Here is a 15363-nt window from a genome sequence, read left to right as displayed (position 1 = left end):
GGGTGCTAGACGCCTTGGTTGCGCATCCAATCCGCGGTTTGAAAAAACGACGCGTTCAGTCGCGTGCGCAAATCCGTATCTAGTTGCGCATCGGCCATGGCTTGGTCCATACAGGCGAGCCATTGGTCGCGCTCCAAAATGCCGATTTTGAAAGGCAAGTGGCGCGCCCGCAAGCGCGGATGGCCAAAACGCTCCACATAGTGCTGCGGACCGCCCATCCAGCCGCACAAAAACCAAAACAGCTTGTCGCGGGCATCGTCCAGAGTGGACCCGTGGACGGCGCGCAAGGCCAGGAATCGAGGTTCCAACTCCATCAGGTCATAAAAACGGTCCACAACCGTGCGAATGGGTGCTTCGCCACCAATCCAATCGAAGGCGCTTCGCTGCTGCGTGTTTTCATCATCCATGAGATTTTTTTTGAAGGGTACGTAAGGGTAACTACAGCGATAGGTCGCAAAGCTTAGACGATACTATGCGTTGCTTGGCGCTGCCGCCTGCGCTGCAATAGCCCTAGCCAAGCAAGATCCATGATCCAAATTTTGGGAGTAATTGCAAGTATGCAAATCCACCGACCACTATGGCGTGCGTTGGGCCTTGTCGCCCTTGCGCTTGCGCCCATTCTGTCTCAGGCCCAACAGGCCGCACCGGAACCTGTGGGCTATGTCAAAACCGTGACCGGCGAGGCGTGGGTAAGCACGCAAGGTGCGCGCGTGAAGGCTGAGCCGGGCACTGCCATCCTCATGGGCAGCCGCCTAAAGACAGAGAAAGAGTCGTCCTTGGGCGTTACCTTTAAAGACAACACGGTCATGTCATTTGGACCTACCACTGAACTCACGGTAGACGAGTATCTCTATGCACCCGCCCAAAACAGCCTGCGCTTAGACGTGAGCTTGATCAAAGGCACGCTGAACTACATATCAGGCGTCATTGCCAAGCTCCGCCCCGAAGCCGTGAGTGTCAAAACACCTGCGGGAATCATTGGTGTGCGCGGTACCCAATTTGTAGCCCGTGTGGAGGAAGCGCAATGAAGCACCCCCTAAAAACAAGCCTGGTGGCGATGGTGCTGCTTGGCGCTGCGCTGCTGACCGGCTGCGCAGGCCCCGGCTCATACGTGGTCTTGCTGCCCAGTCCCGATGGGACGGTCGGCAAGGTCGTAGTGCAAGGCAAGGCAGGGGAACAGCTGCTCACCGAAGGTCAGTCCGGCGCCAAGCTCGATGGATCAGCCCCACCGTTCGCGGTCAAATCAGAAGACTTGCAACGCGACTTTGGCGCCGCCATGGCGGCCCGCCCCCCACTGCCTGAGCGCTTTTTGCTCTACTTTGAAGTGGGCGGCTCAGAGTTGACCGCACAGTCCAAAGCCTTGCTGCCGGAAATTCTGGCACGCGCAAGCAGCCGAAAATCCTTGGATCTCTCGGTCATCGGGCACTCTGACACGCAAGGTGCTGCAGATGCCAACGAAGCCTTGGCCCTGAAACGTGCGAACGCGATTGCCGAACAGTTGCGCCAGCTAGGCTTGAAGGATGCCGTCATCAGCGTAGAGTCCCACGGCGAGCGCAACTTGCTGGTGCCAACCCCTGACGACACCCCAGAACCGCGCAACCGTCGGGTCGAAATTACGCTGCGCTAAGCCCAGTCCCCCGTCCAAAACAAAGGGCCCCAATGGGCCCTTTGTTTTGGACGGGGGACACGCAAGTGCTACTTTGCTGCTAACACAATCACATCATCCACCGCGCCTTGCAGCAATCGGTGGTGGTGGAGCGCTACCAATGCATCCTCTGGGTAAGCCATATGCAGCGCGGCAAACTGACTGCGGGCCTGCTCCAAGTTGTAGTCCGCCCCGGTTTGCAGGCTTGCCATCGCTTGGGCATAGGCTGCGAGGGGGGCGCATTGATTAAGCTCCACCGTAGCCCAAGGCTCACACACGGACAGAGGCACACTTTTACCCTTCAACACCAGTTGACCCACCAAGCGCACGGGCACCGCACCACAACCGTCTAACAGGGCTTGGGACACACACACGCGGGTACCCAGATGCTTGTTGACACTCTCCAACCGTGCGGCCGTATTGACCGGGTCACCCAAAGCGCGGTAATCAAAGAGCGTAGTGCCACCGAAATTGCCCACAATCACTTCACCACAATGCACGCCAATACGGGTAGCACCCCAAGCCAAGCCTTTGGCATGCAGCTGGGCCGCATAGTGGGTGGCAAAGCGGTCCATCTCCAGTGCGCAATCCAAAGCACGCCGGCGATGGTCCAGCTGTGGCAAGGGGGCAGAAAAGAGGACTGCAATAGCGTCCCCCACGATACGGTCTAACGTGCCTTCGTGCTTGAACACGATGGCCAACATGCCGTCCAAGTAGGCGTTAAGCAGCGACACGGCTTGGGTCGGCTCGCCTTGCTCCATCATGCGCGTAAAGTCGACCAAGTCCGTGAAGATAAAGCTGCAAATCTGGCGCTGTCCCCCCAAGTGCAGTTGCTCTGGATGGGCCACCAAATGCGCCACGCGGTTAGGCGACACGTAGCGTGAAAACGCCTTGCGCAACCAGCGTTGCTCGCGCTCACTGACAAAGTGGTGCACCGCGCTGCCCACACTGAAACTTAGCGCAATCGCCAGCGCGGGGTTCACCACATCCAACAGCAAGTGGCCATGCACGAACGCCCCCCACGCGGCAAGCGCAAGCAAGGCCCACAAACCCAAGGCAAACACCGTCGCGCGGCGGGCGGTCGACTTCAAAGCGACCACACCTGCCGCCAAAGCCCCAACAAAGAGGAACAAGGCCTCTGCGGCGGTGGCCCATCCAGGGCGCTGCAAGTCATAACCCAAGAGCAATTGGTCCAGGGCTTGCGCATGGGCTTGCACACCGGGCATCAGCGCTCCCATGGGGTTCACGCGCAAATCCAGCAAGCCTGCGGCAGAACTGCCAACCACCACCAAGGTGCCCTTCAACGCGCCTTCGGGCAAACGCCCTTGCAGCACCTGTGCGGCCGACACGGTGTGCGCTGCGACCTCCGGGGCATAGTGCAGCCACATTTCTCCGCTCTCTGAACTGGGGATACGCTGCTCACCGATGCGCAGTTCTTGCAGCGCTGCATCCTGGCTGCGCAACAGGTAGTTGCGCTGGCCCATCGAGACCCGCAGCATTTCTGCGGTTAGGGAGGGCACAACCGCAGCATTCAAGCGGGTCAACAAAGGGATGCGGCGCACCACCCCATCCCCATCGGCGGAAAAGTTCAAAGCCCCTAGTCCGCTGGCTGCAGCTGCCAGCGCCGGAAGGGGCCACACACCTTCGTCATAGCCCAAAAAATCTATCTGTCCCGGTGCATTTCCTGTGTTCACGATGCTAAAGGGCAGCACTGGCCGCGGCATCTCAACCGGAAAGCCTTGGCCACTGCGAGACAAACTGGCGCCCAACACCACGGAAGCCTGTCGCAGACTCTCAGCCAAAAGGGTGTCGTGGTCAGGCAAGCTGCTTAGCAAGGCAGTCGTTTCAGGCCTGCCCCATAGCTGAGCCATCGCCAAAGGGGAGGTGCGATCGGGCTCAGCCAGCAGTACATCAAAGCCGATCACTTGCACACCCGCGCGCTGCAGCTTCTCGATCAACCCCACCAAGCGGGTACGAGGCCAAGGCCATTGGCCATAGGCTTTCAGGCTGGCTTCGTCAATATCGATTACTCGCACCAAAGCACTGGTTTGGCTGCGGGGGTACCAACGCTGGAACTGGTCAAACTGTGCCAAGCGCAGGCTTTGTAGCGCCAAAGGCTCCAACAGCCACACCATCCAGCATCCCAAGCACACACACAGCACCAAGGCCACCCCGCCAGCGCGGGACACATGCCCTGACAGTCTGCGGCTCAGGCTGTTGGCTGTCACGGTTTAGGTAGGCAACAAGTGGTCAATTTCCTGCTGCATGGTTTTGGTGAGCTGCACATACTTTTTGAGCTTGTCTGTGTTGTCCCGCAGACGCTCCCCCATACGGATGGAAATTGCCATCATTAGCTTGGCACAGATGCGGGGTTCATCCTTGAGCAGTTGCATCAAGCTGTCGCGGGTTAACACTGCACAGCTCAAGTCAGTGCTAGCGGTGCACGACGCCGAGCGCGGCAGACCATCCATAAGTCCCACGTCGCCGTGGATACTGCCAGGGCCCAAGACGGTCACGGTAATCGGTGAAACACGGCTGACCACAATGCTTTCCACGGTCACTTCCCCATCCAACACCAGCACCATAAAACCGGTGTTGGCTTCGTCGCCTTCTTTGATAAAGACGGTACCCTCCGCGATTTGCTGGGGGCGCATATAGCGCACTACGACACGCGCTTCCTTCAAGTCCAGCTGCATCATGGCCGAAGGCGCAGCCAGTAATTCCGCCGCCATGGTCAAGGTGGGAAAGCCGCCCGCTGCTTGCCGCTCCACGGCACTTAAGTGGGTGCGGGTGTCGTCAGAGACTGACTTGCGAAACAGCTTATTGAACATGGAACATGGGTAATGGCAAATAGACGCGCCATTATGGGGGGTGGGCAAGTCCAGTTCGCGCACGGCCTGCGATGTCTGCGCCGCTGCGCGTGCATCAGCTTATGGCAAGCTGGAATTGGGCAGGGCGCTTAAACGCAATACCGCAATACCGCAATACCGAAGTGTGCCCCTGCGTGTCATGCGGGTACCTTAACTCGATGCCCGGCGCAGGGTTTCAACCACGGGGCGGCGCAGCACATCGCGCAGGCCCCACCAACCTGCAGCCAAAGCCAGCACAGCACCAGCTATCGCGCCCAGCAGGGGCACCCACAAGGACACCACCCACTCAAACTCGAACACGTAATGTGCCAAGGCCCAACCCACCACACTGGCAACCAGCGAAGCGAGACCCCCCGCAAGCAGCCCAACGCCGGCTAACTCGGCCCGCTGAACCTGCCGCAACAGGCTGTTTTGCGCGCCCACCGCACGCATGATGGCAAACTCCCGGGCACGGTCTTCGCGGGTAGCAGTGACCGCAGCAAACAAAACCACAAGCCCTGCAGCCAAGGTGAATCCAAACAAGAACTCCACCGCACGGATCACCTGGTCCAGCACACGCTGTATTTGGTTGATGGTGCTGCTCATATCTACATTGGTGATGTTGGGGAACTGGCGCACCAAGGCATTGTCAAAACCCGCAAGCTCTGGCGCCTTAAACGCCCCCATATAGGTACTAGGCACGTCCTTGAGGACAGACACCGGGTACATCACAAAGAAGTTGGCACGCATAGAGCCCCAGTCCACCTTGCGCAGGGAGGTAATCTTGGACTCGGTTTGCATGCCCCCTATGTCAAAGCGAACACTGTCGCCCAACTTGAGGTTAAGGGTCTTCGCAATGCCTTCCTCCACACTGACGGCACCCTCCTCTTCCTCCGCCCAGCGACCGGCGATGATGTCGTTGTTGGCGGGCTTGGCCGCACTGTGCGAGAGGTTGAACTCGCGGTCAATCAGGCGTTTGGCGCGGTCATCGCTGTAGCTGTCCGGATTGACGTTTTGGCCGTTGACCGCAATCAAGCGCCCCCGAATCATGGGGTACCAATCAAACTTGCTCACACCCGCACCGTTCAAGGCTTTTTGAAAAGCGTCCGACTGCTCAGGCATCACGTTAATGACGAAGCGGTTGGGCGCATCCGGCGGGGTGGCCTTGCGCCAGCTGCTGATCAAATCCGTGCGCAGCAGCACCAGCAGCACCAAAGCCAAAAGCCCCACCGACAAGGCACTCACCTGCACCACGGTGTAGGCGGGCCGCGCCGACATCTGGCGGGTGGCCAGTACCAACCAGCGGGGGGCCGTGGACTCATTCACGCTGCGCCGCAACAGCTTCACCGCACACCAACTCAAGCCAGCAAACACCAGCACCGCCACGGCAAAGCCCCCCACCGCAATCAAGCCCAAGGTCAAATCACTGCTAACGGCCAATAGCAAGGCCGCAAAGCCCAGCACCCCCAAGGCCAACACGCCTGCTGACGCGGGGCGCAGGTTGCCCACATCCCGGCGAATCACACGCAAGGGCGGCACTTGGGCCAGCTGCAGCACCGGTGGCAAGCCAAAGGCAAAGAGTAGGGTCAAGCCCATGCCCATTCCCAATAGCGCAGGCCAGAGCGTAGCCGCGGGGAGCGCCGCATCCACCAAGCCCGCCAGCAACATGACAAAGAGGTAGTGCACGCCATAGCCAATGGCGACGCCCATCGCACTGGCCACCACACCGACCAAGGCAAATTCGTAGGCATAACTCGCCGCAATGGTGCGCTGGCTCAAGCCCAGTACCCGCAACATAGCGCAATCGTCCAAATGGCTGGCGGCAAACGCCCTAGCAGCCAGCGCCACAGCCACCGCACTTAACAAGGCGGCTAGCAAGGCCACCAGGCTCAAGAACTTGTTGGCGCGATCCAGGGTTTGGCTCATCTCTGGGCGCCCGCTTTGTAGCGACTCCACCCGCACCCCACGCAGCACCCGCTCAGCTTGCGCCACATCCGCCTTGAGCCGAGCGTCCGCCCAACGCACGTACTCCTTAACCGGCAAATCCGCCCCTGCAACCGCCATCCGGTACGTAATCCGACTGGCGGGCTGCACCAGTTTGGTGGCAGCCAAATCGCCCTTTTGAATCATCACACGGGGTGCAAAGTTCATGAACCCAGCCCCTCGGTCAGGCTCAATGACGATGACCGCCCCAATCACCAACTGGCTGTCCCCCAAAAGCAAGGTGTCGCCAACTTTCAAACCCAAGGCATCCAACAGTGGCGCGTCCACCCAGGCCTGCCCGGGCGCTGGAATTTCCCGCGTGGGCGCATCGGCTTGGCCGTCTTTAGACGCAATGCGCAAATTGCCGCGCAAGGGGTAGCCGGCTTCCACCACTTTCAGGCCCACCAACTTGGCTGCGCCACCTTGGCTGTCGCTCGCCCGCGCCATGGTAGGGAAGGTTTGGGTCTGCACCATGTCCAGCCCCAAGGCCTTGGCCTTGTCTACCAAATCTGCGGGAGTGGGGTTATCACTGGACACCACCGCGTCGCCGCCCAAGAGTTGCCGCGCATCGCGCTCTAAGCCGCCTTTGAGTCGATCGGCAAAAAACCCTACCGCCGTGACGGCAGACACCGCGAGGGTGACCGCCACAATGACCAAACGCAGATCACCGGAGCGCAGATCGCGCCAAAGAGTGCGCCAGCCAAGGCGCCAGAAAGAGAGGTTCATGTCGCTACCTTAGCACCCTTGCGGCAAACAGGTGCAGGGCAACGGGGCTTGTACGGCGCAAGTTTGGGGCTTTTAGGCGAGCACATTGCGGCGGTCGCGCACCGCCGCCAACGCGCTACGGCGCTGTCGGGTCTTGCGCCGGGGTGTACAGCACCGCACGCGGCGCGCGGCACAAACCCCACAAGTGCAAACCAGCGCGCTGCGCCATGGCCACGGCCAAATCCGTGGGGGCCGAAATGGTGGCCAGCATAGGCACCCGCAAGCGCACACACTTGCGCACCAGCTCATGGCTGGCGCGACTGCTCATCAGCATCCAACCCGACTCATACGGGCGGCCCTGCTGGGCCAAGGCTCCCAGCACCTTGTCCAAGGCATTGTGGCGGCCTACGTCTTCCATCACCAGGGCCAACTGCCCGTCAGCACCCACCCATGCAGCGGCGTGTAGCGAACCACACAGGGCATTGAGTTGCTGCAAGGGCAACATGGCACGAATGGCGTCAAAAATTTCCTGCGGCTGCACACGGCGCGCCCAAGGCTGGTCAGGCATGGCCGGAGGACTCAAATCCAATGCCTGCAAGCTGTCCAGCCCGCACACCCCGCAGCCGGTGCGCCCGGCCATGCTGCGACGCTGTGCTTTCAAGCGCACAAAGCAGGCAGCGGCGATCTCTAGGTGCACTTCCACCGCAGGCTGGCCACAACTCTCTGATCGCAGCACCTCCATGCCAAAGCATTGGCTGGGCGAGTCCAAAATCCCTTCGCTCAGCGCAAAGCCCAGCGCGAAGGCCTCCAAGTCCTGCGGTGTGGCCATCATGACCGCGTGCGATATTCCGTTAAAGACCAAGGCCACCGGCAGTTCGGCGGCCAGCGTATCGGTCTGCACCAGCCCTTGGGGCACGCGCACAACGCTGCGGGCGGACACAGCCGCCGGCAAGGTGTGCGCCCATGGCTCACCCGTGCTCGAACTGTGCGACATGGGCGCGCCCCGCTTCAGTGAGTGAGGCCATCCAACGCTCGTCTTGGAGTTCTAGCCGCACCCAGCCAGGACCCGCCTGGGTGCCCAGCGTTGCATCGCCCAGCAGCGTGAGCGTGCGCATGATGCTGCTTGCGCCCTGCCCAAAGCGCTTGCCCAGCCGTGGAACAGAAACAGGCGCTTGCTGCTGCGCTAACTCCAACAGCAGGGTGTGGGCAAGGTCAACACTCATACGCCCATCGCCACTGGCGACTTATGCGGAAGCATGAGCACCGGAATGCACTTGGAAGTCGGGGTGCCTGCATTAGCCGCCACTGCAGACAGGGGCACCAACGGATTGGTCTCGGGGTAGTAGGCGGCCACGCATCCGCGTGGGATGTTGTATTCGACTAACTTGAAACCACGGGCAGTGCGCTCTTGGCCATCGTCCCACACGGTCTGAAAGTCAATCCAATCCCCGCTCTTGAATCCCAGGGCCCGGATGTCTTGCGCATTGGCCATCACCACCCGGCGCTGCCCGTACACACCGCGGTACCTGTCGTCATTTCCATAAATGGTGGTGTTGTACTGGTCGTGGGAGCGTGTGGTCATCAGCGCAAATACGATGGCATCGCCTTTGCGCGCCCTGGCCCGCCGCAGCGGTGTATCCGTAGGGACTGCATGCGTCTTGAACACTGCCTTTTGCGATGGCGTGGCCCACACGCGCTCGCTCGCGGTATTGCGCAAGCGAAAGCCCCCGGGCACCCGAATACGCGCATTGAAGTCTTTGAAGTCAGGGAAAACCGCCTCGATCTTGTCGCGTATGCGTTGGTAGTCTTCCACCATCCACAACCACGGCGTTTTGCTGCGCCCCGCCAGCGTGGCCGCAGCGAGCCGGGCCACGATTGCAGGCTCCGACAGCAGCATGGCGGATGCCGGCGGATTGATGCCCATCGACAGGTGCACCATGCTCATGGAATCCTCCACCGTCACGCCTTGCGGGCCACAGGCTTGCATGTCGATTTCGGTTCGCCCTAGGCAGGGAAGAATCAAGGCCTCTTTGCCGTGCACGATATGGCTGCGATTGAGCTTGGTGGTCACATGCACCGTCAAGTCGCAGTTGCGCAGCGCCTTCCACGTCTGCACGGTGTCTGGCGTTGCCGCTGCAAAATTTCCACCCAGCGCGAAAAAAACTTTGCCCCGCCCATCCAACATGGCCTGAATCGACTCCACCGTGTTGAAACCCTGCGCACGCGGTGGCTCAAAGTCGAATACCCTTTTCAGACTATCCAATAGCGCGACCGGCGGAACTTCCCAAATACCCATGGTGCGGTCGCCCTGCACATTGCTGTGACCGCGCACAGGGCACAAGCCAGCACCCGCACGGCCGATGTTTCCACGCATCAATAGCAAGTTGGTAATCATCTGAATCGTGGCCACCGAATTCTGGTGCTGGGTAATGCCCATGCCCCAGCACGCAATCACGCTCTTGGCCTCGCGGTACACATCGGCCGCCGCGCGCATGTGCGCCACGCCCAAGCCCGATTCGGCTTCCAAGAGACTCCAAGACTCTGCGCGCAAATCGTTGAGCAGCGCATCAAAGCCTAGGGTGTGCTCAGAAATAAAGGTCGTATCCAGCACATCCAGCCCTTGGTCTTGCAACTCGACCAAGTGCTTCATCATGCCTTTGACAAACGCAAAATCGCCGCCTATGTCCAGCTGAAAGTAATGGGTGCTGATAGCGGTTCCACCCCCTGTTGCCATTTCTAGCTTGTTTTGGGGGTCTGCAAAACGCTCCAGTCCGCGCTCGCGCAGGGGGTTCACGCTCACGATGCGCGCTCCGCGCTTCGCCGCTTGGCGCAGTTCGCCCAACATACGCGGGTGATTGGTACCCGGGTTCTGGCCAAAAACAAAGATAGCGTCTGCCTGCTCAAAGTCTTGCAGTGTGACCGTGCCCTTGCCGACGCCCACGCTCTCGCGCATACCACTGCCGCTGGGCTCGTGGCACATATTGGAGCAATCCGGGAAGTTGTTGGTGCCATATTCACGCACAAACAACTGGTACAAAAATGCGGCCTCGTTACTGGCGCGGCCCGAGGTGTAAAAAATCGCCTGGTTCGGGTCCGGCAAGCCATTGAGATGCTTGGCAATCAGTGCAAATGCATCGTCCCACGTGATGGCTTTGTAGTGATCCGTGGCGGCGTCATAGACCATGGGCTCGGTGAGGCGCCCCTGGTCCTCCAGATAGAAATCACTGTGTGCGGCAAGCGCAGTCACGGTCTGGCCCGCAAAGAACTCCGCAGTCACGCGGCGCGCTGTGGCCTCCGCAGCCACGGCTTTGGCACCGTTTTCACAAAACTCAAACGTGGATGCATGGTTGCGGTCAGGCCAAGCACAGCCGGGGCAGTCAAAGCCATCGGGTTGGTTGGCCGATAGCAGCGTCTTTGCGCCCAGGATCGGAATCTCTTGTTTGAGAAGCGCCTTGCCCACGCTGCGCAAGGCACCCCACCCACCGGCGGGACCCTTGTATTCTTCAATCTTCTGCTCAGTCATATCACCTCACTGCGATGGACCAGTTCCACCCTGTCAGCCTCAGCCGGCAAGCGCACGCCTAGCTTGCTGGCACTCAGGTGTTCTTGCTGATGCTGATGGTCGGAAACTTGGAGGAATAGTCTTTGTTTTTGGCCGCCACACCCAAAGCCACACGACGCGCAATGGCCTTGTAGATTGCCGCCACTTCGCCGTCTGGGTCAGCCACCACCGTGGGCTTACCACCATCGGCCTCCACGCGGATTTGCATGGCCAAGGGTAAGGCACCCAAGTAATCGGTGTTGTACTGAGCCGCCATATGTTTGCCACCATCGGCCCCAAAGATATGCTCTGCGTGGCCGCACTGGGTGCAGATATGAACCGCCATGTTCTCCACGATGCCCAAAATCGGCACGCCGACCTTCTCAAACATGCGGATGCCTTTACGCGCATCTAGCAGGGCAATGTCTTGGGGGGTGGTGACCACCACGGCACCCGTCATAGGCACCTTTTGCGACAAGGTGAGCTGAATATCCCCTGTGCCTGGCGGCATGTCGACAATCAGGTAGTCCAAGTCTTTCCACGCAGTTTGGCGCAAGAGCTGCTCCAGGGCTTGCGTGGCCATGGGGCCGCGCCAGATCATGGCCTCGTCTTGCGCCACCAAGAAACCGATGGACATGACTTGCACGCCGTAGTTCTCCATGGGCTCCATGGTTTTGCCATCTTCTGACTCCGGCCGCCCGCTGATCCCCATCAACATGGGAACGCTGGGGCCATAAATGTCAGCATCCAACAAGCCTACGCGCGCGCCCTCAGCGGCCAGCGCCAAGGCCAAGTTGGCCGCGGTAGTGCTTTTGCCCACGCCCCCTTTGCCAGAGGCCACGGCCACGATGTTCTTTACACCGGGCAGCAACTGCACGCCGCGCTGCACCGCGTGTGCAGCCACGTTAAGCCGCGCAGTGATGGCGACTTGGCCCACCCCCGCTACCGATAAGGCGGCCGAACGCAATGCGTCCTCAAAGGCAGGCACTTGGCTCTTGGCCGGGTAGGGCAGCTCCAAGTCAAACTGCACTGCGCTGCCCTGAATGCGCAGGTTTTTGATGCATTTGCTGCTGACAAAGTCTTTGCCGGTGTTGGGGTCTACCACGCCCTGCAAGGCGTCCATGATGCTTTTATCTGACACGTCCATAACTTACTCCTAGATACCCCAAGTCTAGCGAACCTCCCTGAGCCGCATCCACCGCAGGGACTCTGACGCGTATGCCCCAGGCCGCTGCGGGTTGACACCGTTTTATCGCTGGTTTACAAGTGCTTACGAATCACCATAATGAGCGCTATGCCAAACGAATCGCCACTTCCTAGCACCGTAGGATTGCTACTGACAGGCGGTGGCGCACGCGCGGCCTACCAGGTCGGTGTGTTAGAGGCCATTGCCGATCTACGCAAAGCGTGCGGCCAAGGAGAAGGTCCCAATCCCTTTCCCATCATCACCGGCACCTCTGCCGGAGCCATCAACGCGTCGGCCTTAGCCTGCGGGGCTGACGACTTTGACGGCGCGGTGCGGCAAATCGCCCATACGTGGCGCAACTTCCAAGCCCAAGACGTGTACCGGGCAGACCATATCAGCATGCTGCGCTCCGGGGCGACCTGGATCACCTTGCTGTCGTTTGGTTGGCTGGTGGCCAAATGGCGCAGACTCAAGCCCAGATCTCTTTTGGACAACGCGCCGCTCAAAGAGCTGCTCGACAAACTGGTGCCGCTGGAGCGGCTCCCCTTTCTCATTCGCAAAGGCGCATTGCGCGCCTTGGCGGTCACGGCCTCCAGTTACAGCTCTGGCGACCACGTCACTTTTTTTCAAGGCGACCGTCGCATCATGCCGTGGACCCGCATGCAGCGTTTTGCAGTGCGGGACCGTATCACCCACGCACACTTATTGGCCTCCAGCGCCATTCCGTTTGTGTTTCCCGCCACCGACCTGCACATCAATGGCAACACCGAATACTTTGGTGATGGCTCCATGCGCCAGAGTGCGCCGGTGGCAGCCGCTATTCATTTGGGAGCAGACAAGATAGTCGTGGTGGGCGCAGGCCGCATGCACGAACCCAAGAGCGAAGCCCACTTGCACACCACAAGCACTTACCCGTCGATTGCGCAAATCGCCGGCCATGCGCTCTCCAACATATTTTTGGATGCTTTGGCGGTGGACGTGGAGCGTGTGCAGCGCATCAACCAAACCATCAAACTCGTTCCAGAGCATGCCCGGCTCTCCAGCGCGCTGCGCCCCATCGAGTTGCTGGTGATTGCGCCCAGCCAACGCTTGGACGCGGTGGCTGCCCGCCATGTGGGGGACTTGCCCCATGCGGTGCGCACCATGCTCGGTGCAGTTGGTGTGTCCTCAGCCAAAGCGGACGTAAAAGGTGCAGCGCTGGCCAGCTACTTGCTGTTTGAATCCAACTACACCACCGAACTCATGCGCCTGGGCTATGCCGACACCCAAGCCATGCGCGCTCAGGTGCTGGCCTTCTTTGGCTGGACCGACCCATTGGCCGTTTCAAACGCCCAAGACCATGTCCCAGAGCCGCCTGTAGAGCGCCGCATGGACCCTTTGCGTCTGCGCTGAAAGCCTGCCTCACCGCGCAACCCTTGCGGTGAAAACACCGCTGCGCTTCACCGCAAAAAAAGTCTGCGCATTCGGCCGAACCGGGGGTTTTGCCATGTTCCAATTACATTTTTTTACAAGATGGAAACAACGTGGAACGCGCGGACTTCATTCACCTCGTAAGACTCAGCGAACATGCCAGCGCTGAAGACAGCCAAGCCTACCGACGTGGCGTGGCCATGTTCGCGTTTGTGGGCTATGCCTGGGTGATTGGATGCGTTCTCATTGCCGCCGCAGCGCTGTGGTGGCTTGCGAGTGATTGGAAAACAGGGCATGTCAATGGTGGGCGCATTTGGTTGACCATCGCTGCTGCAGGCTTGCTGTGGTCAAGCTTGCGTGCCTTGTGGCTGCGCCTCGAAGCCCCGAGCGGCATTGAAATCACAGCCGACGATGCGCCCTTGTTATTCGAAGCCTTGGCCAAAATTCGCAAACGTATCAAAGGCCCCGCCATCGACAAAGTGATTCTGGACGATGCCTTCAACGCCAGCATCACCCAGATTCCACGCTTTGGGCTGTTTGGCGGCGCACGCAACTACCTGACCATTGGGCTACCGCTCATGTTTGCATTGGACCGGTCGCGTTTGTTGGCCGTATTGGCGCACGAGTACGGTCATTTACGCGGGGGGCACGGCGTGCTGGGCGCATGGATCTACCGAACCCGCATCACCTGGTTCAAACTGCACAACGCCATGGGAGCCAGCGGGAACTTTGCAACGCTGCTCTCCCACGGTTTCTTTCGCTGGTATTTTCCGCGCTTCAATGCGCGCACCTTTGCCTTGGCGCGGCAAGACGAGTACGAGGCAGACCGCATTGCGGCCAAGCTGCTGAGCAAAGACATCATGGGCGCGTCCTTGGTCGAGATTGAAGTCAAAGGTGCCTGGCTGCGCACCGAGTTTTGGCGTCGGCACTGGTTACAAGCCAATAGCAGTTCCACGCCCGTCGGCCCCTTCAAAGAAATGGCCAAGCTTTTGACCGTGCCACCAGAGCCGACGTTTGCCGCGCAAGCCTTGCAAGAAGCCATGCGCAGGCTCAGTGACATTGACGACACGCACCCGGTCTTGCGCGACCGCCTGCATGCCCTGCACCAAACACCGCAACTCCCAGCGTGGTCCTCCAACCGCGCGATCAAACTGCTGGGGCCCAAGGCGGACCACTGGATCAGCGAGCTGGATCGGCAATGGCGCAAAGACAACCGGCACGCGTGGTCGCAACACCATGCCTACTTGGGCCGCATGCGGGAACGTGCCCAAACCCTCATGGCCAGCGTGCAGCGCAACAGTGCCGACGAGCTGGTGGAGCTCGCGCAGTTGCAACGCCGCTTAGACCCCACGGCGAATGTGCAAGTCTTCTACGAGCGGGCATTACGCCTGTCTCCCAGCCATGGAGGGGCTTTGCGCGGGCTGATCCACACGCTGCCTAGCGATGCAGTGGACGCACGCCTCAGCTACTTGGAGCAGTTGTTTGAAGCCAGCATGACGCACCGTTGGTGGGCCAGCAAAGAAGCCACCCACACGCTAGAGATAGCGCTGCGGGCTAACCAAGATGTAGCGCCTGCGCTGAAAACGTGGCGTGCGCGCCTCAAAACCAGCGAAGAAGCCGAAGAACGCGCCTGGCAAGAACACATGGGCAGCGATTTTTTCCAAAGCATTGCGGCCCATGACCTCAATAGCTATGAAGTCTCGGAGCTGCGTGACGACCTCCAACGCATCCCTACCATCAGCCGCGCTTGGCTGGTCTGCAAGCGTCTGCGTGAGTTCCCGCAGCGACGCTGCTACACCTGCTTTTTGGAGCTACCAGGCATGGACGACCAAAGCCGCTACGACCTGTGCCGCTCGCTAGAGACCAGTTTGTCCCTGCCCGGCAGCGTGCTCGTGCTGTGGGCGGGTCACTCACCCACATTGCAAGACATCCAAGCCAAGGCGTTTGCCCCTGTGTTTGTGCAATCAGCCCGCAAAGCCTAAGGCGCTTTGCACAGCGTGGTGCAGGCCACCCAAGGGCCGCGCATCGGCCTACGGAGGCTGGG

General features: G+C 60.1%; 12 protein-coding genes. 4 read left to right on the top strand and 8 right to left on the bottom strand.

Annotated features, from left to right (window positions below; genetic code table 11):
• Positions 1–5: 5 nt before the first annotated feature.
• Positions 6–407, bottom strand: coding sequence for a group II truncated hemoglobin (locus EXZ61_RS06210; protein WP_142810072.1), 402 nt, complete (start codon positions 405–407; stop codon positions 6–8).
• A 120-nt stretch (positions 408–527) separates the two neighbouring features.
• On the opposite strand from EXZ61_RS06210, the gene EXZ61_RS06205 reads away from it, so the two are divergent.
• Positions 528–1028, top strand: a complete 501-nt coding sequence (locus EXZ61_RS06205) for a FecR family protein (RefSeq protein ID WP_237219105.1) — start codon at positions 528–530, stop codon at positions 1026–1028.
• Positions 1025–1627, top strand: a complete 603-nt coding sequence (locus EXZ61_RS06200; RefSeq protein WP_142810070.1) for an OmpA family protein — start codon at positions 1025–1027, stop codon at positions 1625–1627. The genes EXZ61_RS06205 and EXZ61_RS06200 overlap by 4 nt, the downstream gene beginning before the upstream one ends.
• Before the next feature lie 68 nt (positions 1628–1695).
• Here the strand turns inward: EXZ61_RS06200 and EXZ61_RS06195 are convergent, their stop codons facing one another.
• The 7 genes from EXZ61_RS06195 to apbC all read right to left on the bottom strand — a co-directional run bounded on the left by EXZ61_RS06195 (position 1696) and on the right by apbC (position 11870).
• Positions 1696–3873, bottom strand: a complete 2178-nt coding sequence (locus EXZ61_RS06195) for a CHASE2 domain-containing protein (protein WP_237219104.1) — start codon at positions 3871–3873, stop codon at positions 1696–1698.
• Between the two features lie 3 nt (positions 3874–3876).
• Complete coding sequence (locus tag EXZ61_RS06190; RefSeq protein ID WP_142810067.1) at positions 3877–4476, bottom strand: cyclic nucleotide-binding domain-containing protein; 600 nt, start codon at positions 4474–4476, stop codon at positions 3877–3879.
• Positions 4477–4665: 189 nt separating this feature from the next.
• Positions 4666–7203, bottom strand: a complete 2538-nt coding sequence (locus EXZ61_RS06185) for an ABC transporter permease (RefSeq protein WP_142810064.1) — start codon at positions 7201–7203, stop codon at positions 4666–4668.
• A gap of 115 nt (positions 7204–7318) precedes the next feature.
• Positions 7319–8176 (bottom strand): formate dehydrogenase accessory sulfurtransferase FdhD, encoded by an 858-nt coding sequence (fdhD, locus tag EXZ61_RS06180; RefSeq protein ID WP_142810062.1) that lies wholly within the window; start codon positions 8174–8176, stop codon positions 7319–7321.
• A complete protein-coding gene (locus EXZ61_RS06175) occupies positions 8151–8405 on the bottom strand; it encodes a hypothetical protein (RefSeq protein WP_142810060.1) in 255 nt (84 codons plus the stop codon). The genes fdhD and EXZ61_RS06175 overlap by 26 nt, the downstream gene beginning before the upstream one ends.
• Positions 8402–10705 carry an FdhF/YdeP family oxidoreductase gene (locus tag EXZ61_RS06170; protein WP_142810058.1) on the bottom strand — a complete coding sequence of 768 codons (2304 nt, stop codon included), beginning with the start codon at positions 10703–10705 and terminating at the stop codon, positions 8402–8404. Before EXZ61_RS06170 ends, EXZ61_RS06175 begins: the two co-directional genes overlap by 4 nt.
• Before the next feature lie 73 nt (positions 10706–10778).
• Positions 10779–11870, bottom strand: a complete 1092-nt coding sequence (apbC, locus tag EXZ61_RS06165) for an iron-sulfur cluster carrier protein ApbC (protein WP_142810055.1) — start codon at positions 11868–11870, stop codon at positions 10779–10781.
• Between the two features lie 138 nt (positions 11871–12008).
• Between apbC and EXZ61_RS06160 the strand changes: the two genes are divergently transcribed.
• Positions 12009–13301 (top strand): patatin-like phospholipase family protein, encoded by a 1293-nt coding sequence (locus EXZ61_RS06160; protein WP_425353611.1) that lies wholly within the window; start codon positions 12009–12011, stop codon positions 13299–13301.
• A 131-nt stretch (positions 13302–13432) separates the two neighbouring features.
• The gene (locus EXZ61_RS06155; RefSeq protein ID WP_142810049.1) at positions 13433–15301 is read left to right on the top strand and encodes a M48 family metallopeptidase; all 1869 of its coding nucleotides are present in this window, start codon (positions 13433–13435) and stop codon (positions 15299–15301) included.
• The last annotated feature ends 62 nt before the right edge of the window (positions 15302–15363 follow it).

The organism is Rhodoferax aquaticus (assembly GCF_006974105.1).
Classification (GTDB): Bacteria; Pseudomonadota; Gammaproteobacteria; order Burkholderiales; family Burkholderiaceae_C; genus Allorhodoferax; species Allorhodoferax aquaticus_A.
Note: the sequence above shows the minus strand (reverse complement) of the source record. Positions and strands in the feature narration are given on the sequence as shown.